This is a genomic window from Pseudomonas asuensis (assembly GCF_014646755.1).
Taxonomy (GTDB): domain Bacteria; phylum Pseudomonadota; class Gammaproteobacteria; order Pseudomonadales; family Pseudomonadaceae; genus Chryseomonas; species Chryseomonas asuensis.
The window spans coordinates 203,049-223,840 of record NZ_BMNW01000001.1 but is presented as its reverse complement, the minus strand read 5'-3'; the positions used below and the strand labels follow the sequence as shown (position 1 = coordinate 223,840).

At 54.1% G+C, this 20,792-nt stretch carries 19 protein-coding genes and 1 tRNA gene; 11 read left to right on the top strand and 9 right to left on the bottom strand.

Annotation, left to right across the window (positions count from 1 at the left end; all coding sequences use genetic code 11):
- Window positions 1-136: 136 nt before the first annotated feature.
- Together erdR and IEX86_RS01025 are read left to right on the top strand one after the other, a co-directional pair.
- A complete protein-coding gene (gene erdR, locus IEX86_RS01030; protein ID WP_188864215.1) occupies window positions 137-784 on the top strand; it encodes a response regulator transcription factor ErdR in 648 nt (215 codons plus the stop codon).
- 55 nt (window positions 785-839) lie between these two features.
- The gene (locus IEX86_RS01025) at window positions 840-1,220 is read left to right on the top strand and encodes a diacylglycerol kinase (RefSeq protein ID WP_188864214.1); all 381 of its coding nucleotides are present in this window, start codon (window positions 840-842) and stop codon (window positions 1,218-1,220) included.
- Here the strand turns inward: IEX86_RS01025 and IEX86_RS01020 are convergent.
- Window positions 1,204-2,151 (bottom strand): LysR family transcriptional regulator, encoded by a 948-nt coding sequence (locus IEX86_RS01020; RefSeq protein ID WP_188864213.1) that lies wholly within the window; start codon window positions 2,149-2,151, stop codon window positions 1,204-1,206. The two genes, IEX86_RS01025 and IEX86_RS01020, sit on opposite strands and share 17 nt — an antisense overlap.
- Window positions 2,152-2,347: 196 nt before the next feature.
- Between IEX86_RS01020 and fpr the strand changes: the two genes are divergently transcribed.
- Window positions 2,348-3,127 (top strand): ferredoxin-NADP reductase, encoded by a 780-nt coding sequence (fpr, locus tag IEX86_RS01015; protein WP_188864212.1) that lies wholly within the window; start codon window positions 2,348-2,350, stop codon window positions 3,125-3,127.
- 195 nt (window positions 3,128-3,322) lie between these two features.
- Here fpr and tsaA read toward each other — a convergent pair whose 3' ends face one another.
- The 3 genes from tsaA to IEX86_RS01000 all read right to left on the bottom strand — a co-directional run bounded on the left by tsaA (window position 3,323) and on the right by IEX86_RS01000 (window position 6,651).
- A complete protein-coding gene (gene tsaA / locus IEX86_RS01010) occupies window positions 3,323-4,021 on the bottom strand; it encodes a tRNA (N6-threonylcarbamoyladenosine(37)-N6)-methyltransferase TrmO (protein ID WP_188864211.1) in 699 nt (232 codons plus the stop codon).
- A 47-nt stretch (window positions 4,022-4,068) separates the two neighbouring features.
- Window positions 4,069-4,332 carry a hypothetical protein gene (locus tag IEX86_RS01005; protein WP_188864210.1) on the bottom strand — a complete coding sequence of 88 codons (264 nt, stop codon included), beginning with the start codon at window positions 4,330-4,332 and terminating at the stop codon, window positions 4,069-4,071.
- A 78-nt stretch (window positions 4,333-4,410) separates the two neighbouring features.
- Entirely contained in the window at window positions 4,411-6,651 is a 2,241-nt protein-coding gene (locus IEX86_RS01000; RefSeq protein ID WP_188864209.1) for a heavy metal translocating P-type ATPase, read from the bottom strand.
- 69 nt (window positions 6,652-6,720) lie between these two features.
- On the opposite strand from IEX86_RS01000, the gene cadR reads away from it, so the two are divergent.
- Complete coding sequence (gene cadR / locus IEX86_RS00995) at window positions 6,721-7,185, top strand: Cd(II)/Pb(II)-responsive transcriptional regulator (protein ID WP_188864208.1); 465 nt, start codon at window positions 6,721-6,723, stop codon at window positions 7,183-7,185.
- A gap of 83 nt (window positions 7,186-7,268) precedes the next feature.
- On the opposite strand, the gene rimO is transcribed toward cadR, so the two are convergent.
- Window positions 7,269-8,594, bottom strand: coding sequence for a 30S ribosomal protein S12 methylthiotransferase RimO (gene rimO, locus IEX86_RS00990; protein WP_188864207.1), 1,326 nt, complete (start codon window positions 8,592-8,594; stop codon window positions 7,269-7,271).
- Window positions 8,595-8,942: 348 nt separating this feature from the next.
- On the opposite strand from rimO, the gene IEX86_RS00985 reads away from it, so the two are divergent.
- The 5 genes from IEX86_RS00985 to IEX86_RS00965 all read left to right on the top strand — a co-directional run bounded on the left by IEX86_RS00985 (window position 8,943) and on the right by IEX86_RS00965 (window position 14,540).
- A complete protein-coding gene (locus IEX86_RS00985) occupies window positions 8,943-9,689 on the top strand; it encodes a metal ABC transporter ATP-binding protein (RefSeq protein WP_188864206.1) in 747 nt (248 codons plus the stop codon).
- On the top strand, window positions 9,686-10,555 hold the full coding sequence (locus IEX86_RS00980) for a metal ABC transporter permease (RefSeq protein ID WP_188864205.1): 870 nt from the start codon (window positions 9,686-9,688) through the stop codon (window positions 10,553-10,555). Before IEX86_RS00985 ends, IEX86_RS00980 begins: the two co-directional genes overlap by 4 nt.
- A 13-nt stretch (window positions 10,556-10,568) precedes the next feature.
- Window positions 10,569-11,459 carry a metal ABC transporter substrate-binding protein gene (locus IEX86_RS00975; protein ID WP_188864204.1) on the top strand — a complete coding sequence of 297 codons (891 nt, stop codon included), beginning with the start codon at window positions 10,569-10,571 and terminating at the stop codon, window positions 11,457-11,459.
- Window positions 11,460-11,564: 105 nt separating this feature from the next.
- Window positions 11,565-12,476 (top strand): aldo/keto reductase, encoded by a 912-nt coding sequence (locus IEX86_RS00970; protein ID WP_188864203.1) that lies wholly within the window; start codon window positions 11,565-11,567, stop codon window positions 12,474-12,476.
- 165 nt (window positions 12,477-12,641) lie between these two features.
- Window positions 12,642-14,540 carry a potassium transporter Kup gene (locus IEX86_RS00965; protein ID WP_188864202.1) on the top strand — a complete coding sequence of 633 codons (1,899 nt, stop codon included), beginning with the start codon at window positions 12,642-12,644 and terminating at the stop codon, window positions 14,538-14,540.
- Window positions 14,541-14,594: 54 nt separating this feature from the next.
- Here the strand turns inward: IEX86_RS00965 and IEX86_RS00960 are convergent, their stop codons facing one another.
- The 4 genes from IEX86_RS00960 to IEX86_RS00945 all read right to left on the bottom strand — a co-directional run bounded on the left by IEX86_RS00960 (window position 14,595) and on the right by IEX86_RS00945 (window position 19,179).
- A complete protein-coding gene (locus IEX86_RS00960; RefSeq protein ID WP_188864201.1) occupies window positions 14,595-14,900 on the bottom strand; it encodes a hypothetical protein in 306 nt (101 codons plus the stop codon).
- A gap of 107 nt (window positions 14,901-15,007) precedes the next feature.
- Entirely contained in the window at window positions 15,008-16,285 is a 1,278-nt protein-coding gene (locus IEX86_RS00955; protein ID WP_188864200.1) for a virulence factor family protein, read from the bottom strand.
- Window positions 16,285-18,942, bottom strand: coding sequence for a bifunctional lysylphosphatidylglycerol flippase/synthetase MprF (gene mprF / locus IEX86_RS00950; protein WP_188864199.1), 2,658 nt, complete (start codon window positions 18,940-18,942; stop codon window positions 16,285-16,287). Before mprF ends, IEX86_RS00955 begins: the two co-directional genes overlap by 1 nt.
- Before the next feature lie 160 nt (window positions 18,943-19,102).
- A tRNA-Met gene (locus tag IEX86_RS00945) sits at window positions 19,103-19,179 on the bottom strand.
- Between the two features lie 156 nt (window positions 19,180-19,335).
- Here IEX86_RS00945 and IEX86_RS00940 point away from each other — a divergent pair.
- Both IEX86_RS00940 and IEX86_RS24920 read left to right on the top strand, forming a co-directional pair.
- A complete protein-coding gene (locus tag IEX86_RS00940) occupies window positions 19,336-19,626 on the top strand; it encodes a hypothetical protein (protein WP_188864198.1) in 291 nt (96 codons plus the stop codon).
- A gap of 284 nt (window positions 19,627-19,910) precedes the next feature.
- Window positions 19,911-20,792: cache domain-containing protein (locus tag IEX86_RS24920; RefSeq protein WP_229685229.1), on the top strand; the 882-nt coding region annotated here is incomplete at its 3' end.

The window sequence follows — 20,792 nt, the reverse complement described above, 5'->3', positions numbered from 1 at the left end:
AAAGCTGCCACTCTGCCGGATGACAGTGACTTTGGGAACCCTGTGATTATGGTCGCAAAGTGCCTTGACCCATCGTCGGGCGGTCGGCATTCTGAGGCGCTGAAATTACAGAATCATAATAAGGACCAATTTACCGATGGCCGCCTATCAGATCCTCATCGCGGATGATCATCCGCTGTTCCGTAGTGCCCTGCAACAAGCCTTGACGCTTGGCCTGGGGCAGCAGGCGCAGCTGGTGGAAGCGGCAAGTATTGCTGAGCTTGAGGCTCAGCTGGCACACAAGACTGACTGGGATCTGGTTCTGCTCGATCTCAACATGCCTGGCGCCTACGGGTTTTCCGGGCTTGTGCTGCTTCGGGGACAATACCCTCAGATTCCGGTGGTCATGGTCTCTGCGCAGGAAGAGGCTGCCGTGGTTCAGCGTGCGCGTGAATTTGGCGCCAGTGGTTTCATACCTAAATCAAGTGATCTGGAAACGATACAGCAGGCCGTGCGCCTTGTACTGGATGGCGATACCTGGTGGCCGGCGCAAGGCGAGGGTGGTGTAAATCTTAGCGAGGAAGCCAAAGCAGCCAAGGCTGGACTGTCTAGCTTGACGCCCCAGCAATTTCGGGTACTTACCATGGTATGTGATGGCCTCTTGAACAAACAGATCGCATACGAGCTCAGTGTGTCAGAAGCCACGGTAAAAGCGCACGTCACCGCTATCTTCCGCAAGTTGGGCGTCAGGACGCGAACCCAGGCAGCGCTGTTATTGCAGCAGCTCGAGTCAACGCCTGGCTGATAGGCCTTCACGTTTTTTCGACACGATATGGGCTAGTCTTCTATCGAGTCACTACATGGAGCCTCGTGTGATTTCTCCCTATAAAGGCAAGACCGGCCTAAAACGTGTCATCAAGGCTACGGGTTATTCCCTGGCCGGTCTGAAAGTAGCCTTCAAAGGAGAGGCAGCCTTTCGCTCTCTGTTATTGATGAGCTGTATCCTGATCCCGTTGGCTTTCTGGCTGGATGTCTCTCGAGGCGAACGGGCGGTTATGGTAGGCGTTTGCCTCTTGTCGCTAATTGTCGAGCTGTTCAATGCCGCTATTGAGGCTGTAGTGGATCGCGTCTCGCTGGAGTGGCATGAGCTGTCCAAGAATGCCAAGGACCTGGGCAGTGCTGCTCAATTCGTGGCGATGTGGATGGTTGCCGCCGTCTGGCTGATCATTCTGTTGGGCTAGCGCGCTCCTTGAAGGGTGCCAGAAGGATCTGGTCGCTACGCGCGATGCCTTCGGTAAGCTTGCGGCACAATGTCAGAAACTCGGTCATGGCCGCCGTCTGGTATTTCTGGCGATGCCAGATAAAGCAGAACTGCCGGCGCAGGTCCAGGCTTGGGGTTTCAATAGGTACAAGGCTGCCACGTTCGAAGGCGTCACGTAGCGCCAGTCTTGAGATGCAGCCAATGCCCAAACCGGATTCCACTGCCCGGATAATAGCTTCTGTATGCTCTAGCTCCAGGCGAATATTCAACGGGGCAGCATGATGGCGCATCGCTTGGTCAAAGGTCAGACGAGTACCAGAACCTTGTTCTCGAAGAATCCAGGCTTGGTCAATCAGGTCTTTCAGGCCAACTGTTGTCTGGCTGGCCAACGAGTGTTGCGGCGCGCAGAAGATGACCAGCTCATCTTCAATCCAGGGATGAACCTCGATATCGGCATCCTGGCAGTCACCTTCAATCAAGCCCAGGTCAATATCATGATTGGCCACGCGCTGCACAATATGCGCTGTGTTATGGACATGCAGGCGCACCCGACAATCAGGATGGCGTTGCATGAAATCACCGAGCAGAAGTGTGGCCAGGTAGTTACCAATAGTCAGCGTGGCCCCGACTTCTAGCGAGCCGAATCCTGTCTTGCCGCGTAGGAGATTCTCGATCTCATCACTACGATCGAGCAGGGCGACTGCCTTGGGCAATAACTGACGGCCCAGTGCGTTGAGCGTCAGCCGTTTACCGGCACGATCAAATAGCTTGCAGTCGAATTGGCGCTCCAGCTCCCCCAATGCCGTGCTGGTTGCCGATTGCGAAAGGGCGAGCGTCTCGGCTGCACGGGAAACACTTTCAAGACGGGCGACACCGACAAAGACTTCGAGTTGACGCAACGTGAATCTCATATCTGCTCACTGGATAACCGATATCCGAATTATTCATTTTACAGATATTCTGGCGTTATATAAAATGCCGCGCAAATGCGCTTGGTCGCGTCCTTTGGTTAAACCCGATCCAGAGCGGTCACACGTGCAGGTAGTCCCGCCTCCGCGAGACAGAGCCGGGCATCAGCGTCTTTGGGCAGGTGATTAGGAGTTTTTCATGAGTAATCTGTACACCGAGCGCGTCCTGAGCGTTCACCACTGGAACGATACATTGTTCAGCTTCAAGACTACCCGTAATCCCGGCCTGCGCTTCGAGAATGGGCAGTTCGTCATGATCGGATTGGAGACTGAAGGTGGCCGTCCGCTGATGCGTGCCTACAGTATCGCCAGCCCGAATTATGAAGAGCACCTAGAGTTTTTCAGCATCAAGGTGCCGGATGGTCCGCTGACCTCCCGCCTGCAGCACCTGAAGGAAGGCGATAACCTCATGGTTAGCCGTAAGCCTACCGGTACGCTGATCCTAAGTGACCTGAAGCCAGGCAAGCATCTGTATCTGCTCTCCACCGGTACTGGCATGGCGCCGTTCCTGAGCACCATCCAGGACCCGGAAACCTACGAGCGTTTTGAGAAAGTCATTCTGGTTCATGGTGTTCGTTACGTGAATGAGCTGGCGTATGCTGACTTCATCACCAAGTCCCTGCCTGAGCACGAGTACTTTGGCGACATGGTGCGTGACAAGCTGATCTATTATCCGCTGGTAACACGTGAAGAGTTCCGTAACATGGGCCGTCAGACCGATCTGATGCGTAGCGGCAAGCTCTTCGAGGATATCGGTCTTCCGCCGATCAATCCGAAGGATGACCGCGCTATGATCTGTGGCAGCCCCAGCATGCTGGATGAAACCAGTGCAGTGCTGAACGAGTTTGGCTTGACCATTTCTCCGCGCATGGGCGATCCGGGCGATTACCTCATCGAGCGTGCTTTCGTCGAGAAATAAGCGCTGTCAGCGCTGTTGAAACCCGCCTTCATGGCGGGTTTTTTGTGCTTGTAAGCGGCTAGATCCGGGCGGGATGGGTGTTGAAGAGCGATGTAGTATCCTACGAGTCACCTTTTGCTATAGGTCATGCAGGGCATACTAACGGTTGGCATCGTGCCCTCAAGCGCTGGCCTAACACATGCCATGATCTCGGTATCAGACACCTGCAAATTCGATGTCCAAGACGCGGATTACATCGGGCTCTGGATAATGCCAGTGCACATCTACATCCCATAGGCGCACTCCATAACGGCGCTCTGGTGATGGAATTTGGTAGGCCGGGCGCGGATCTTGAGTCAGGCACTGCTCAATCAGGGCGGCCAGTGGTTCACCCAGACGCTCTCCATGCAGCTCTGCCTGTGCCCTGGCCTCAGTCTCCCAGATTACTGGGATTTCCAGAGGCGGAGCATCGGCCATGGTATTTCGGGCTGTTGAAATCGCATCGGCATAAGGAACATAAGGTTTTATGTCGAGCACCGGAGTGCCATCCAGCAAATCAATGCCTGAAAGCTTCAGCCGGCCCGGCTCGATGGCTTCAAGCGTTACCACGGACTGTCCGATCCCGTTGGGACGGTGCGTGGCGCGAGTAGCAAAGACGCCCAATGAGCGGTTTCCACCCAGGCGAGGAGGGCGCACTTTAAGGCGAGGCTTTTCTTCCAGCGTCTGATGAAACAGGAACAATAACCAGACATGACTGACCTGCTCAAGTCCTTGTACGGCATCGGGATGGTTAAACGGCGGCACCAGCTCTAATACGCCACGGGCTGCAGGAGCCAAATGGGGCTGGCGAGGAATGGCAAATTTCTCCTTGAAGCAGGAGCGGATATAGCCAATGGGAGAAACGCTATAGGTCATGGCAGGCTGCACGAGAGAAACAGGCCCGCCATTTTAACCGGCCTGACTCAGATATGAGTCTCGCTCATGGGTTTTGAAGCGCTTAATTGATTACGACGAACACCACGGATATTCATGAATGCCAGTCCTATCTGCAGGACGATCAATGCATACGCCTGTGTATGCAAGCCCCAGGTAATCCATAAAGCGTTGCTGGCGAGAAAGCACCAAAACCCAAGATTGCGGCGATTTTCACGCTGAGAGGCGACCAGCCAGGCCGCGACCAGCGTTACGACCATGGCAGGCCACTGTAATAAATCAATATAATCCATGAATTATTCCTGCTAACAGACCCTATGCAGAGCGCTCCATCAGCCGATGAGTTCCGGTAATGCGTCGGCTGGCCTCTATTAGCGATGATGAATCAGACGCATACCGTTTGCGACGACTAGAAGACTCGTACCCATATCAGCGAAGACGGCCATCCAGAGCGTAGCTTCGCCCGTGATCGTCAGCGCCAGAAATATCGCCTTGATTCCCAAAGCCAGTGCAATGTTCTGCATGAGAATCCGGTACGTGCTACGGGAGAGGCGAATGAAGTCTGGCAGTTTGCGCAGATCCTCATCCATCAGTGCCACGTCTGCCGTTTCGATAGCCGCATCGGTGCCAGCAGCCCCCATGGCAAAGCCAATGTCGGCCTGGGCCAGGGCGGGGGCATCATTGATTCCGTCGCCCACCATCCCAATGATTGCACCATCCCTCTGCTTTTGCTGTAGGAGTGAGAGCTTATCCTCAGGCAATAACGATCCATGTGCCTCATCGATACCCACCTGCTTGGCGATGCGGTCTACGCTGTGTGGGTTATCGCCACTAAGTACCAGGGTTTTTACACCTAGCGTGTGAAGTGCAGCGATAGCATCCTGACTGGTCTCCCTGGACTGGTCAGCGATAGCGAATAGCGCTAGCACCTGTTGCTGATTAGCAAGCGCAACCACACTTTGACCCTTCTGCTCTAACGCCTCAATGCGTTGATAAAGACCTTCTGAAACCAGCCCCTGGCTGTCCAGCAATCGGCGATTGCCCAGGAAATAAATGTGATTGTCGACACGACCTTGCACGCCTTGTCCTGGCCGGGCTGAAAAGTCTTGCACTTCTTTTGAGGTGATGCCTTCCTCCCACAGTGCATGGCTGAGCGCCTGGGAGACAGGATGATCCGATCTTGAAGACAGGCTGATAGCCCATTCCAGTGCGTGGGTGACTTGTTCCGTCAGTAGGATGCGCTCGACTAACTGCGGTTTGCCTTGAGTCAGCGTGCCCGTCTTGTCAAAGGCAATCCACTTAAGCAGACGTCCCTGTTCAAGGAAGGTCCCGCCTTTCACGAGGATACCCTGCCGCGCTGCGGCCGAGAGCCCACTAACAATCGTGACCGGAGTAGAAATGACCAAGGCACAGGGGCAAGCGATAACAAGCAATACCAGCCCTTTATAAAGCCATTCCAACCAACCACCCCACTGAAGCAGGGGAGGCAAGATGGCAATGGTGATAGCAATGAGCACGACTACAGGCGTATAGATGCGGGAAAAACGGTCTACAAAGCGCTGAGTAGGTGCACGTGCACCTTGGGCCTGTTCAACCGCATGAATGATTCGGGCAAGCGTACTATCATCTGCATGACGAGTAACACGATACTCCAGACTACCCTCGCCGTTGATAGTACCGGCAAAGAGGGAATCCCCAGGGGCCTTGTCAACTGGCAGGCTTTCGCCCGTAATAGGTGCCTGATTGACACTTGATTGACCTGTTTCTACCTCCCCATCCAGTGCAATTCGCTCACCGGGCTTTACCCGGACGAAAGCGCCAGGTTGAACCTGCTTGGCTGGTAGCGTGACCCATGTACCATCCGCTTGCTGTACGGTCGCGCTTTCCGGCGTCAAGGCCAACAACCCCTGGATGGCGTTGCGTGCGCGATCCAATGAGCGCGCTTCGATCACTTCGGCGATGGCAAACAGTACGCTGACCATTGCGGCTTCAGGCCAGTGCCCAATTAGCAGCGCACCGGTTACTGCAATGCTCATCAGCGCATTGATGTTAAGTGTGCGGTGCCTGATGGCGATCCAGCCCTTGCGATACGCCGGTAATCCGGCAAGGGCAATGGAGGTCAGTGCCAGAAGCGCTACGACAAGCTCCGGTACGCTACCCAGCCATTCGCCTGCCTCAGCCATCAGAGCAGTAACCAAGCCCAGAGCCAAGGGCCACCATGCTTTTGTCACTGATGGCGGAGTAGACTGATCGTCATCTTGGCCTATTTCAATGGCCTGCATGCCCAATCGGCTAATCTGGGCTTTCAGCGGGCCGGCATCAATGTAGCGGTGACGAACCCGCAGTACGCGCTGCATCAGATTGAATTCAAGTGCTTCGACGGCCGTCAGTTTTGCGAACGCATCGCGGATCAGACGTTCTTCCGTAGGGCAGTCCATGGCCTGGATGCGTAAGCTTATCCAGCGCGAGTGATCAGTTGCTTCGGGCTCACTGCCGTCTGGCCAGGGAGTGGGTTCATGCGAAGACGTAATAGGGTCGCCACAGCAGGTTTTTACTTGAGGTTTGCAACAGGAAGACGGCTTAGGCCCATCACAGGACGATTCGTGCGTCATGACAACCTCCATTGACGTTAGGTCTGTCATTGCACACCCTGTAGCAACTACAGGGTCAAGGGGTAGTTGATGAAAATAGGTGAATTGGCCAACCGCACAGGATGCTCTGTGGAAACGATTCGATACTACGAGCGTGAAGGGCTATTGCCGCCAGCTGTTCGTACGGCGGGTAATTATCGTCAGTACAGCGAGGCGCATCTTGAGCGCTTAACTTTTGTCCGGCATTGCCGCTCCCTGGATATGACGCAGGATGAGATCCGTTCCCTATTGCGGTTGCGGGATCAGCCTGAGCCAGATTGTTGTCAGGTCAATGACCTGATCGACGATCATATTCATCACGTAGAAGTGCGTATTCAGGAGCTGACGGATCTGCGCAGGCAGCTGACTGAATTACGTCAGCACTGCTCAGGCAAGGTGTCCAGTGACGCGTGTGGCATCATTCGCGAATTGGAACAGCCTGCAGGACCTTCTGCCACCAGGGAGGTATGCAGCCATGCAGGGCATGATCATGTACCCGGTGCGCATAAGCGATAGTTCCGGCTAGCTGACAGGTGTTGCCTTGTGCGTTTCTTAAAGAAAAAGCCCTGCAATCGCAGGGCTTTTATCGTTAAGCCGTTTTACAGCGTCTCGGCCCACAGGTCGTATTCGTCTGCGTCGGTCACTCGTACCCAGACTTTGTCACCAGGCTTCAAGTCATGCTCGCTGTTGACATAGACATTGCCGTCGATTTCCGGCGCGTCGGCATAAGAGCGGCCAATGGCGCCTTGCTCGTCTACCTCGTCGATCAGCACTTCGATTTCCTGACCCACCTTCAATTGCAGGCGAGCTGCAGAAATCGCCTGCTGATGGGCCATGAAGCGCTCCCAGCGATCCTGCTTCACGTCGTCCGGTACAGCGCCTTCAAGCTCATTGGCCGGCGCGCCTTCTACAGCGGAATACTGGAAGCAGCCCACACGGTCCAACTGGGCTTCGGTCAGCCAGTCCAGCAGGTATTGGAAATCTTCTTCCGTCTCGCCGGGAAAGCCGACGATAAAGGTAGAACGGATGGTCAGTTCTGGGCAGATCTCACGCCATTTCTTGATGCGTGCCAGGGTGCGGTCTTCGAAGGCGGGACGCTTCATGGCCTTGAGCACCTTGGGGCTGGCATGCTGGAAAGGGATATCCAGGTACGGCAGGATCTTGCCTTCGGCCATCAAGGGGATGATGTCGTCCACGTTCGGGTAGGGATAGACGTAGTGCATACGTACCCAGACGCCCATGCTGCTCAGTGCTTCGCACAGCTCCAGCATGCGGGTCTTAACCGGCTGGCCATTCCAGAAGCCGGTGCGGTACTTGAGGTCCACGCCATAGGCGCTGGTGTCCTGAGAAATCACCAGGAGTTCTTTTACACCAGCCTTAACCAGGCGCTGGGCCTCATCAAGCACATCACCAATTGGGCGACTAACGAGATCACCGCGCATGGAAGGGATGATGCAGAAGCTGCAACGGTGGTTGCAGCCTTCTGAAATCTTGAGGTAAGCATAATGGCGCGGAGTCAACTTGATGCCCTGCGGCGGGACCAGATCGACCAGCGGATTATGCTCGCGTCTTGGTGGCACCACTTCGTGAACAGCAGTGACCACCTGTTCGTACTGCTGCGGACCTGTTACAGCCAATACGCTTGGATGCACGTCACGGATTGCGGACTCTTCCACCCCCATACAGCCCGTCACAATGACTCGGCCATTTTCAGCCAGGGCTTCGCCGATGACTTCCAAAGACTCGGCCTTGGCGCTGTCGATGAAGCCGCAGGTGTTGACCACTACCACGTCGGCATCTTCGTACGTGGGAACAACCTCATAACCTTCCATGCGAAGCTGGGTCAGGATACGTTCGGAATCGACCAGAGCTTTAGGGCAGCCAAGGCTGACGAAGCCGACTTTGGGCGTAGCGGGGGTGGACATGGCTAACCTCGGAAGGTGCGCAGAACGCGCAGATGATCAAAAAGCGCGCAATTTTAGCGGTGAGCGTGACGACTGAGAAGAGGTTTTCGGCGCTTTTGCTCCGATTAACCTGCGCTTTGTCAGTTGCCTGTTTAGCTGACGGCCACCTGAACGCCGAGTAGGCATAAGTAGAGAGGGGAAAATATATATGTTATAAAGTAACAATTACGAGGTATTTCATATGTTCTTGAATCATTCTTCCGGTTCCATGCGGTCTTTTTTAACCCAGCCTGCCTGGGTTCGCTTGGGATTAGCTAGTGCACTGCTTTTATTGTTATGGGCGGCCATTTACTGGGCGGTGTCCATTCCATGAGTGCTTGTATTTCATTAGATGATCTTACTGTCGCCTATGAGCGCCACCCCGCTGTGCATCATGTATCAGGCTGCTTTGAAGCAGGCAGCCTGACCGCTATCGTGGGGCCTAACGGTGCAGGTAAGTCGACTCTGGTTAAGGCAATCGTCGGTATGTTGCGACCGGTAAAAGGACACGTTGATCGAAAAGCGTTACCGGCTGCTGCGATTGGATACTTGCCTCAAGCCGCCGAAGTCGATCGAACCTTTCCTTTGACCGTTCTCGATACAGTCGCCATGGGCGCATGGACGCGTATCGGCGCTTTAGGCGGTATGAGCCGTAAGCAGTTACAGCAAGCACATGAGGCGCTAGTTGCCGTAGGGCTGGAAGGTTTTGGCCATCGCTTGATCGGCTCGCTGTCGGCAGGGCAATTCCAGCGGGTTCTCTTTGCACGGCTTCTGCTTCAGGATGCCTCGGTCATTATTCTTGATGAGCCCTTTAATGCCATTGATGCACGCACCACGCGTGATCTGCTCGACCTGGTCCGGCGTTGGCATGGTGAAGGGCGTACCGTTATTGCTGTTCTCCATGACCTTGAACAGGTAAGGCAGCACTTTCCCAGCACCTTGTTACTGGCTCGCGAAACCATTGCCTGGGGGGATACCCGCTCGGTATTGACTCAGGAGAATCTGCGGCGTGCTCGAAATATGGCAGAGGACTGGGATGACCAGTCTGAGGTTTGCGAGGAGAGGCGCCGCGCATGATGCTTTACCATGCTTTGTTCGAGCCTTTTGTAGAGTTCGGATTCATGCGGCGCGCCCTTGTGGCCTGTATGGCGCTGGGGTTGGGTTCAGGGCTAGTAGGCGTCTTGCTCATGCTCAGGCGCATGAGCCTGGTGGGCGATGCCATGAGCCATGCGGTGCTGCCGGGCGCCGCCATTGGTTTTCTCGTTGCAGGGCTCTCTCTGCCAGCCATGGGGCTCGGTGGACTAATTGCCGGATTGGCTGTTGCGTTGCTGTCAGGATTGGTGAGCCGCTTCACCGCGCAGCGCGAGGATGCCAGCTTTGCCAGTTTTTATTTGACCTCTTTGGCTGCGGGCGTACTGATCGTTTCTTTACGGGGCTCCAATATCGACCTGCTGCATGTCCTGTTCGGTACGATCCTGGCAATTGATGATGCAGCGCTTTATCTGGTGGGAAGCATTGCCTCGATAACGCTCTTGCTGCTAGCCCTGATCTATCGGCCGCTGGTGCTTGAGTGTTTTGATCCCGGGTTTCTACGTGCCGTAGGGGGTAAGGGGTCGCTCTACCACATCCTTTTCCTGCTGCTTGTCGTACTCAATCTGGTAGCAGGTTTTCAGGCGCTTGGAACGCTTATGGCGGTTGGTTTGATGATGTTGCCCGCCACGGTGGCGCGCTTCTGGGCGCGATCATTACCTGGGTTGATGTTGGTGGCGATCCTGGTCGCCATGCTGTCAGGCTTCATTGGCCTGATTGTCTCGTATCACCTGGGCGTAGCTTCAGGCCCTTCCATCGTTCTGACAGCCAGCACGCTTTACATCTTTTCGTTGATCTTTAGCCCCCAGGGGGTAGTTCGGCGCCTCTTTCCCAAACCTCATCTATCCCGTTGAAAGGAGTCATGCTATGCGCCTTAAGTTATGGAGCGGGACTGCTGCCCTGCTGCTATCAGTGCTTTCCGGGTTGGCTCAGGCCAAGCCGGTGGAAGCCGTTGCGTCATTTACAATCCTGGCTGATATGGTTCATCAGGTGGGAGGCGAGCGGGTTCATGTCACTTCACTGATCGGGCCTAATGGCGACCCTCATGCTTACGAGCCTACGCCTGATGACGCCAAAGCACTCAAGGCAGCCGATGTGGTCTTCATCAATGGGCTCCACCTTGAGGGATGGATGGATCGCCTGATCCAGGCTTCAGGCTATGATGGAACACCTGTCGCGTTGTCTGACGGTATTAAAACCCGCATGAGACAAAAAAACGGCAAGACCGTGATAGATCCTCATAGTTGGAATAGTGCGGCCAACGGTATTGTTTATGTTCAAAACATCATCAAGACCCTCAAGCATGTAGATCCAGAGGGCGCTGCTCAATACGAAGCAAATGGCCAGCGCTATATCGATCAGCTCAAAGAGCTGGACGCCTACATCAAGCAACAGGTCGAAGCTATACCCAAGGCGCAACGCAAGGTTCTTACCTCCCATAATGCGTTCGGCTATTTTGGCGATGAATATGGTGTGACGTTCCTGTCCCCTTTGGATCTTTCTACTGAGTCCGAGGCATCCGCTCAGACGGTGGCCAGTCTGATTCGCCAAATCAAGCAAGAGCATATACAGGCTTACTTTATCGAAAACTCGAATGACCCGCGTCTGGTACAACAGATTGCCCAGGCAACCGGGGCTCGTGCCGGTGGTGAGCTGTACGTCGAATCGCTGTCCAAGGCAGAGGGTCCTGCCTCTACCTATCTGAAGATGTTTCATTACAACGTCGACAAGATGGTGGCAGCCATGAAGGGCGATTAAACAACGTTGTGTCGCTTAGTCATGTAACACGCTATGGCAGATGGAACTCCTGAATCGCAAGGGCCGTCCTTCTAGGACAGCCCTTGCTTGAATCCGGAGATAACAATGACTACTCGCCGCCGCTTCATGCAATATTCCCTGGCCACTTCATCGGCGCTATTGCTGGAAGGTTTGCTACCTCGCCTTGTTTTAGCTGAGGCGGCCATGCTGAAGCGAAAAATTCCCTCAACAGGCGAGCAAATTCCGATCATTGGGTTAGGAACAGCAGATTCGTTCAATGTTGAAAGCACCCCTACGGCCTTGAAACCGTTGGCAGAGGTACTTGACCATCTGTTTGGGGCGGGTGGCACTGTTATCGACACGGCGCCTAGTTATGAAAAATCCCAGGGCGTGATCGGTACTCTACTGGCGCAGCAGGGACGTACTGAACAGGCCTTCCTGGCAACAAAAGTAGAAGGGCGTGAGAGCAGCATTGAAGAGATTGAGCAGGAAATGGCCGATCTCAAGGGGGCGCCCATTGATTTGCTTCAAGTGCACAGCATGATCAATTACGAAAAATTGTTGCCATTGCTGCGAGAAATGAAGCAACAAAAGAAAATCCGCTACGTGGGTATTACTCATCATGCGGAGATGGCTCAGGACCAAATGCTCGATCTGGTTAACTCCGAGTCCATGGATTTCATTCAGATCAACCTCAACCCCAGAGATACCAAAGCTGAAGACAAGTTATTGCCTTTATGTCAGGACAAGGGTGTGGCTGTCATGATCAATCGGCCTTTTCTGGACGGTCGCTTGTTTAATCAGGTCGCTGGCAAGCCGCTTCCGGCCTTTGCATCTGACATAGGATGCACATCCTGGGCGCAGTTGATGATCAAGTACTCGATCTCACATCCTGCAGTGACCTGCATTATTCCGGCTACATCAAACCCGGCCCATATGGCAGAAAATGCCTTGGCAGGAACCGGTGAGCTGCCCGATGAGTCCATGCGCAGGCGTATTGCAGAATACTTCAAGTAAAGGTTCAGGTATTAACCGAGCGTTTTTAGGCATGATTCGCTGGGCCCGCTAAGGTAATACCCGAATCTTTGTTGCGTTGTGCATACATATTCTTGGCAATACGCACTTGATCCTGCCGCCACATCGGAGCAGGATGCGCCCGTTTCGATAAACCCGGAGTCTTGCATGAGTCAAGCTGCTTCCCAGGCCCATGGTGAAAAGGGAGCCTCGGCCATAGGTATGGCCATTGCTGCAGCGGGGATCGTCTATGGCGATATTGGTACCAGCCCGCTGTATACCCTAAAAGAGGTTTTTTCTCCTACGTATGGTCTGGCGCCAACCCACGACAGCGTTCTGGGTATCTTGTCCCTGATCTTTTGGTCGTTGATCTGGGTAGTAACGATCAAATATGTCTTTTTCGTGTTAAGGGCGGACAACCAGGGCGAAGGGGGCATCATGGCTCTAACTGCTCTGGCAAGACGAGCCTCGGCGCCGTATCCAAAACTCCAGATGGTATTAGTCCTGCTCGGGCTGTTCGGCGCTTCGCTGTTCTATGGCGAAAGCATGATTACACCCGCCATTTCGGTGCTATCTGCCGTAGAAGGACTGGAAGTCGCCTTTTCCGGGCTTGACCATATTATCGTGCCAGCGGCGATCGTTATCCTGGTCGGCCTGTTCATGCTGCAGCGTGGTGGAACAGCCAAGATTGGCAAAATGTTCGGCCCTGTCATGGTGATCTGGTTTACTGTGCTTGGGGCGCTGGGTATCCATGGCATTCTACAAGCGCCCGAAGTGCTCAAAGCACTAAACCCGTGGTGGGCATTCAACTTCTTTGTCATACATCCGGGGCTCGGTATCGCCATTCTGGGCGCTGTCGTACTGGCGCTGACAGGGGCCGAAGCGCTCTATGCCGACATGGGCCATTTTGGTCGTAAACCAGTCGCTCGCGCTTGGCTATTCTTAGTGTTGCCCGGGTTGGTACTCAATTATTACGGGCAAGGGGCTCTGGTCTTGATAGAGCCAGAATCCGTGCGCAATCCTTTCTATTTGCTGGCACCTGAATGGGCATTGATTCCGATGGTCGTGCTGGCAACCTTTGCTACAGTCATTGCCTCGCAAGCGGTTATCTCGGGTGCGTTCTCCATTACCCGTCAGGCAATCCAGCTGGGTTATGTGCCGCGCATGCAGATTCTGCACACTTCAAGCCATGAGCAAGGTCAGATCTATATTCCTGCTATGAACTGGGCGCTTCTGACCGGCGTTATCCTGCTGATCATTGGTTTCGAGTCTTCCGGCAACCTGGCTGAGGCCTACGGTATCGCCGTGACAGGTACGATGTTGATTACGACCTGCCTGGTCTCTTCGGTAGCATTATTACTATGGAAATGGCCTCGCTGGTTTGCCATTCCCATGCTCATTGGGTTTTTTATTGTCGATTCGCTGTATTTCGCTGCCAACGTTCCAAAGATTGTGGCAGGTGGCGCTTTCCCGGTTATTGCGGGCATCATCCTTTTTACATTGATGACTACCTGGAAGCGTGGCCGGCAGATCCTGGCCGAACGGCTGGATGAAGGTGCGCTGCCGCTGCCCATCTTTATCGGTAGCATTCGCTCCAATCCTCCTTTCCGCGCCAAAGGGACAGCTGTCTTCCTTACGGCTCGGCAAGACGCTGTTCCACACGCCTTGCTGCATAACATGCTGCACAATCAGGTATTGCATGAGCAGGTGGTGTTGCTGACTGTTGTCTATGAGGACACGCCACGTGTGCCTGTGAGCCGCCGTTTTGAAGTGGATAGTTACGGCGACGGTTTCTATCGTGTGCTCTTGCATTATGGCTTTATGGACGAGCCCGACGTGCCGGCGGCGCTGGCGCTGTGTCATCTGGAGGATCTGGACTTCACGCCCATGCGGACCACCTATTTCCTCAGCCGGGAGACGGTCATCGCGTCGAATAATCGCTTGGGAATGGCCCGTTGGCGAGAAAATCTGTTCGCCTTCTTGATGAAAAATGCCAGCGGCAGTTTGCGTTTCTTCAATCTGCCGGTTAACCGAGTGATCGAGTTGGGTACTCAGATCGAAATCTAAAGGTCTGAATCCTTATATAAAAAAGCCGCCTTTAAGGCGGCTTTTTTATGGAAATTAATTGAATGCAGGAGGAGGTAGGGCGTCTGGATCGGTAATGAACGGCATTTCCCAAGGGTCTAGCGCTTGACCCTGTTGGATAAGCGCTTGCCGGACATGCTCAATAAGGTCTTTAAGCTGCAGCGGATTACCGTACTGGTCTGCAGTAACCTCCTGTATGGCAAGAGCTTTTTCCCCATCCTGCCCAATTACGCTAAAGCCGAAGCTGTCAGCTTGGGGGTTGGCTGAAATAACACAACCCAACGGAATAAAAGCGTCGACAACCAGTTTTTGAGCAGCATCCAGCGAAAGGGGAGTGGTCATGAGCGTCCTCGATCATAGGTTGAGAGAGGATAGACCATGAATCATAGCCGTTCTTTCCGACCACTCGTCCCAGGCCAACAGTCTTGTGCATCAGCCTGAAAGTACATTCAAGGCGTCCGAGTACGAGCCTCAATAGCGTTCATCATGTGACGCGCAAGTTTGTCGTAGTCATTATCAAAATGGTGACCGCCAGGAAGCTCAAGCTTTTCGAAATTTGCCCCAGGCTGCGTACAGCCACTTTCGTCTTTCTCTTCGGCGCCATAAATACAGTAGATCTTGCTTGCAGGCACCTTGATCATCTCTGGGCCGGTTTGCATCTCGTCTCCCGCCTTGCCCAGCCAGCCCTCCACCTGAATTTCAAAGTCGCCACTGCGAGCAAAGGCCAGTAGGACCATGGTGGATACCTGCTCCTGATCCGTTGCGGGCAGACGGTTATACACTGCCGGTAGCAGGTCAGCCCCAAATGAGTAGCCTGCTAGAACAAAGCGCTTTGCGCCCCAACGTTCACGGTATGTCTGCATCAAGTGAGAGAGATCTGTTGCAACCTGTTCCGGGCTTTTGTGCTCCCAGAAATAACGCAGCGTATCGACACCGACTACTGGCCAGCCGTTTTCCGCCATGGTTTGTGCCGAGTCGCGGTCGAGATCACGCCAGCCACCGTCTCCAGAATAGAAGAATGTTACCGTATCCTTATGGGCCGCTGGCTCTTCAGCCGGAACTTCTACAACAGGAACATCGCCACCCTGGCCAAGTAGCTGGCGCTGGAGCTGTGTACGCAGCAGCGTAACCAGCGGGGTGCCGTAATCACTGATAGTGGTGTCTGCATTATACTGGCCTCGAACAAAGCGAGCCGTTTCATCGCCCGGGTTATCGTTCCAGGCCAAATGCCACTTACCATGTTCGGCTTTCTGCGGCAGTGGATCGGAGCAGTCGGGCTCGTCAAGCTTTGTGCCGACTGATAAGGCACTGGCATTGTCATCACGCTGTCCGGCCAGCCAACGCCAGGCCAGCGAGCCACCGGCATCGATACCTGCCACCAGGGTGGGTGCGCCACCTAAATGGCTAACTGCCTCTTCCAGGTTGGCGCGTTGAACGTTGCAATCCTTACTTTCGGGCAATTCGTACTGAACCAGCATAGCCTTGGTGTTTTTGGCCAGGGTCAGTAGGTCGGCGTCGGACAATTGCTGTTCGGCGGGGTTGGCGACGATAACCTGCGCCAGTGGTTTGCCGGCAGGTCTTGCCACAGTCATAACGCGCTGGTCGGCCTGTACGCGCACTTCAATACTGGCGGTACTCGGCCAGCGATTGAACCACCACCACACTGCCGCAGCGGCAATGACGATAATCAATAAGAAGAAAAACAGCCCACGTTTATGTTTAGTCATCAACGTTTTACCAGTCCTGTAATACCGCCCGCGATCAACGCAGCGGTGTCAGCCAAGGCGACCAATGGATCAAGTCCTGCCGGAACTGCCAGATAACGGGGTTCCCATTCCGGATCGAACTTGTCCTTGAATCGCCTCAAGCCCTGGAAGTTATAAAACTGCTCGCCACGTCGGAACACCATAGCGCCCAGGCGCTGGGTCAGTGGTGCGCCGCGACGTGGATGCAGCCCTGCCAGTGGCACCATTCCCAAGCTGAATCTTTCCAGGCCACGCTCTTTGAAGTGCAAGATGAGGCCAAGCATGAGAAATTCCATGGTCAGTTTGGGAGCATCGGCTGCTACTCGCATCAGGTCGATACTGGCCAATCCTGGCAGATCGGTTTCCAGAAGATTGGCAAACGCCACCGCTTTGCCTTGAAAGCGTACAACTGCAATGCGGAAGTGCTGCAGATAGTCCGGGTCGAAACGGCCAAGTGAAAAGCCTTTCTCGCGTACATGTTTGCTTTCCAGCCAGATATCGGAGATGACTTTTAATTCATCCAGGGGAGCTTGGCCCGGTTCGTGGAACTCGATGAGTAATCCATCGCGCTGACCTCTATTCCAGGTGTAGCGCAGGTCCTTTTTGCCTTTGCTGTCCAGATCGAATGTCTTGAGATTGACGCGAGCCTCTTCACCCAGCTTTAACGCAGTAAGTCCGATATCCATATAGAAGGGCAGGTTTTCGGCTCTGACCTGATAGAACACAGGACGTGCATGGTGCATATCGCACAGGTCGCGGAATTTCCAGATCAGCTCAGCCCGAGCCTGAGCCGAGCCGATAGGATCAAACAGCGCAATCATGCTGCGGCCACGACGGCCATACATCAGGAAAGCATTTTCTGTCTCATGGAACAGCAAGGCCTTGTCACCTGTCATGGCCAGACCGCCATCAGGCTGCTCAGAAGCCCTAACAGCGTTCATTGCCTTTTGCAGGTCTTCGGGAGTGGGCAGCGTAATGGCTGGCGGCGCAGCGCGTAGAAGCCACCCGAGGGACAGAGCCAGAAGCAGTACCACGCTGCCCATGGCTGCGCGTGCACCACGTGGAGCACCTTCCTCTAAGGTAAACTGCCACCAGAGCTGATTATCGTAAGAAGCATCCTGGTAGACAAACAGCAGTAACCAGATAGAGGCTGCAACCACGCATAGGCTTGCCACTACATAGAGTGGCGAGAAAGGCAGCTCCAGTAAGCGGCTACGACGATAAAAGGAGCGGCGGAACGTAGCCAGCAGCGCAGCAGTAATTGCCAGGATTGATGCTTCTTCCCAGTCAAAACCCTTGAGCAGGGAGAGCAGGGAGCCCACCAATAGCAGCACAAGGGTTAATACCCAGGCAGCAGATAGGCGGCGGCGTAAGCCTTGAGCCAGTAGTAGACAGACCACTCCAATCAGGCTGGCGCCTAAGTGCGAAGCTTCAATAAGGCGTTGCGGTAACAGAAAGCCGATACCTTTCAGGCGTGTATCGATCTCTGGCGTGACCCCTGAAAAGAGCAGTACCACGCCAGAGAAAAATACCAGAACCGAGAGAATGGGCGCTGCGAGCCCAGACGCAACGCGTATGGCTGAGCTACCTGAAAGAAAGCGCTTGCCTTCCGTAAGTAAGAGGACAAGGCAGGCGATGACGAAAGGCAGCAGGACATAGATGCTACGGTAGAGCAGCAGGGCGGCTGCCAATGGGGCTGTACCGATTTTGTCTGAGAACGCTGCCAGTAGAACAGCCTCGAATACCCCAACACCGCCTGGCACATGACTTAGCACACCAGCTGCAAGTGCAAGCAGATAGACCAGCATGAATGCGCCGAGTGGCGGTGCCTCGGGAAGCAGCAAATACAGCACGGTAGCGGCGGCCACGACGTCCAGGGCAGTGATGACCAGCTGCAAAACGCTCAGCTTGAAGGTTGGCAGACGTAGTGTTCTGCGACCCAGGCGGAACAGACGGCTATCAGGCGAAGGCTGTTCGGCAAGTGCTCGCTTGCGCAAAAATAAAAGTCCTATGGCATAAACCACAAGAATGGCAAGTGCAATGCCAGCTACCAGCGTGGGTGAAAGCCGCAATGCCATCGACGCCGAAGACAGATCGCTCAAGGCCGCAATGGCAGCAAGCGGGGGTAAGGCAGTTCCCAACGACAAGCTGGCAAAGAAGGTCATCTGAGCCACTTCAATGGCACTCAACCCTTGGCGAGCATACAGACGATAGCGAACTGACCCCCCGGATAGCATGGATAGCCCAACTGCATTGCCGATGGCAAAGGCAGTAAGCCCCCCCAGCGCCAAGGTTTTGCCTGGCAACTGAACGCCGGCGAAGCGACTGGCAGACCACTCGTAACCGAGCAGGATGATAAACCCTACGACAGTTGCCGCTATTGCTCCCATGATTGCATGTGCTGGGATACCCAGCAGCGCAGTATGCAAGGAGGGAAGGTCGATACTGCTGACCAAATGCCAACAGACAAGCAAGGCGATGCCAAACAGTAGCAGTGTCAGGCCCAGCTCAAGAGGTTCTTTATAGGCCGTAATGCGCTCTAGCAGGCGCCAGGGTAATGCTTGCGGAGGAGAAGAAGGTGAAGACGACGAATCGGATGAAGAAATAACAGATTTGCTTACAGGATCATTGGCGCTCATGAAAGCCCCTCAGGGAAACTGCGCGTCAGATTAGTCACATACAGACTTTTGCCAAGCCCTATGTATCAAAATATTCAAAACTCTTTGAATATTGAAGGCGGGAAGGAATAAAAATTCGACACAAACAAAAAAGCCACTCGATTGAGTGGCTTTTTAAATTTGGTTGCGGGGGCAGGATTTGAACCTACGACCTTCGGGTTATGAGCCCGACGAGCTACCAGACTGCTCCACCCCGCTTCTGATGTGGCCAGTATACGGGTTTAAAAAAACCTGTCAACAAAAAATTCAATGCTAACAATGATTTGCTGAAAGCCTTATCCAGAAGATCAGCGGATGCACCTTTAATGCGCACTGATTGCCTAATACGGGAGCCCCTCTGATTGGAGTACCGGTATGAAACCAAAATCAATGATGAGTACGGTTATAGCGCTGGCTTTCGTAGCACCATTAGCCATAGCCCAGACAGCTGAATCAGGCCGTACTCCCCAAGACACCGAACATGATCCGCGGCATGTAGAAGTGATTTCTCCCGATGCGCAACAGTCCGAACAAAGCCAGCGGGGCGTTGAGCAGTCTGAGAACCGAGTCAATCAAGGTGCTACCCGGAGTGATCCGCTCGCTCGAGAGCGGCAGAATATTGATAACGATATGGAGCTGGATCGTAAGCAGCCGCTAAACAATTGAGCGTACGGCTTATGGCTTGCTGATAAGTGTTTGCGATAAACGGTTAATAAAGAAGGAATTTTTTGCTTCACTGACAGGGTCATTTAAATAGGCCCTGGTTATTCCAGTGTCTCCCTGGCGGTTTCAACGTCGCTGTCGGCCGCCAGGGCCTATCCTTTCTAGACACTATCTTCGTTTTAAGCAGCTTCTTTTCACCCTTAAAGTTATTACGCTAACAGTCGACACCCTCTGGACCCGTATGCCATTTCGATGGCCCAGTTAAATTGCTGTTCAGAGGCTGCGCTGTGCTCCAACGTTTGAAATTTAGCCACAAGATTCTAGCGACGGCCTCCATTGTGCTAATCGCCGCCTTTTCGCTGTTCATGATGTACAACGATTATTTGCAGCGAAAAGCCATTACCCAGGATCTATCGTCACGTCTGGATGAGTTGGGCACCAGTGCATCGGCAAATATTGTCAACTGGCTCAACGGGCATATTACCCTCCTTGAGAGTGAGGCTCAGGCCATTCAAAACAGTAGCTCCTCCGAAGGGCTGTTTTCTATCCTTGAGCAGAAGGCTTATCTCTCAAACTTTGAGTTCACCTATCTGGGTCATGCGGATGGTCAGTTCTCCATACGTCCTGATGATGAAATGCCTGCTGGTTATGATTCCCGCACTCGTGATTGGTACATCGCAGCTCAGTCTCAGGGCCGTTCTCTGTTAACAGAACCTTACGTTGATGCGGGGAATGGAAAGCTGGTGATGACACTGGCTACGCCTGTCATAAAGAAGGGGGCTCTGGCCGGCGTATTGGGGGGTGATCTGAGCCTCCAGACTATGGTGGGTATCGTCAATTCGCTCGACCTGGGCGGTATCGGCCATGCCATTCTGGTCAACAGCCAGGGCAAGGTGCTGGTCAGCCCTCACAAAGATGAGGTGATGAAAACTCTCGACGAACTCTTTCCCTCCGGTGCGCCAGCACTGGATAGTACGCTCAAGCGCGTCGAGCTGGGCGGCAAGGCTCATCTGCTGGTCTTCAAGCCGGTCACTGGCCTTCCGTCGGTCAACTGGTACCTGGGCCTGATGGTTGACGAAGAAAAGGCCTACGCTCCGCTCAAGGAGTTCAGGACCTCGGCGTTGCTGGCCATGGTGATTGGCGTTGTGCTGATCATGCTCTTGCTGGGG

Coding starts and splice junctions, on each gene's coding strand:
- erdR (WP_188864215.1), top strand. CDS start 137: ATGGCCGCCTATCAGATCCTCATCGCGGATGATCATCCGCTGTTCCGT.
- IEX86_RS01025 (WP_188864214.1), top strand. CDS start 840: ATGGAGCCTCGTGTGATTTCTCCCTATAAAGGCAAGACCGGCCTAAAA.
- IEX86_RS01020 (WP_188864213.1), bottom strand. CDS start 2,151: ATGAGATTCACGTTGCGTCAACTCGAAGTCTTTGTCGGTGTCGCCCGT.
- fpr (WP_188864212.1), top strand. CDS start 2,348: ATGAGTAATCTGTACACCGAGCGCGTCCTGAGCGTTCACCACTGGAAC.
- tsaA (WP_188864211.1), bottom strand. CDS start 4,021: ATGACCTATAGCGTTTCTCCCATTGGCTATATCCGCTCCTGCTTCAAG.
- IEX86_RS01005 (WP_188864210.1), bottom strand. CDS start 4,332: ATGGATTATATTGATTTATTACAGTGGCCTGCCATGGTCGTAACGCTG.
- IEX86_RS01000 (WP_188864209.1), bottom strand. CDS start 6,651: ATGACGCACGAATCGTCCTGTGATGGGCCTAAGCCGTCTTCCTGTTGC.
- cadR (WP_188864208.1), top strand. CDS start 6,721: ATGAAAATAGGTGAATTGGCCAACCGCACAGGATGCTCTGTGGAAACG.
- rimO (WP_188864207.1), bottom strand. CDS start 8,594: ATGTCCACCCCCGCTACGCCCAAAGTCGGCTTCGTCAGCCTTGGCTGC.
- IEX86_RS00985 (WP_188864206.1), top strand. CDS start 8,943: ATGAGTGCTTGTATTTCATTAGATGATCTTACTGTCGCCTATGAGCGC.
- IEX86_RS00980 (WP_188864205.1), top strand. CDS start 9,686: ATGATGCTTTACCATGCTTTGTTCGAGCCTTTTGTAGAGTTCGGATTC.
- IEX86_RS00975 (WP_188864204.1), top strand. CDS start 10,569: ATGCGCCTTAAGTTATGGAGCGGGACTGCTGCCCTGCTGCTATCAGTG.
- IEX86_RS00970 (WP_188864203.1), top strand. CDS start 11,565: ATGACTACTCGCCGCCGCTTCATGCAATATTCCCTGGCCACTTCATCG.
- IEX86_RS00965 (WP_188864202.1), top strand. CDS start 12,642: ATGAGTCAAGCTGCTTCCCAGGCCCATGGTGAAAAGGGAGCCTCGGCC.
- IEX86_RS00960 (WP_188864201.1), bottom strand. CDS start 14,900: ATGACCACTCCCCTTTCGCTGGATGCTGCTCAAAAACTGGTTGTCGAC.
- IEX86_RS00955 (WP_188864200.1), bottom strand. CDS start 16,285: ATGACTAAACATAAACGTGGGCTGTTTTTCTTCTTATTGATTATCGTC.
- mprF (WP_188864199.1), bottom strand. CDS start 18,942: ATGAGCGCCAATGATCCTGTAAGCAAATCTGTTATTTCTTCATCCGAT.
- IEX86_RS00940 (WP_188864198.1), top strand. CDS start 19,336: ATGAAACCAAAATCAATGATGAGTACGGTTATAGCGCTGGCTTTCGTA.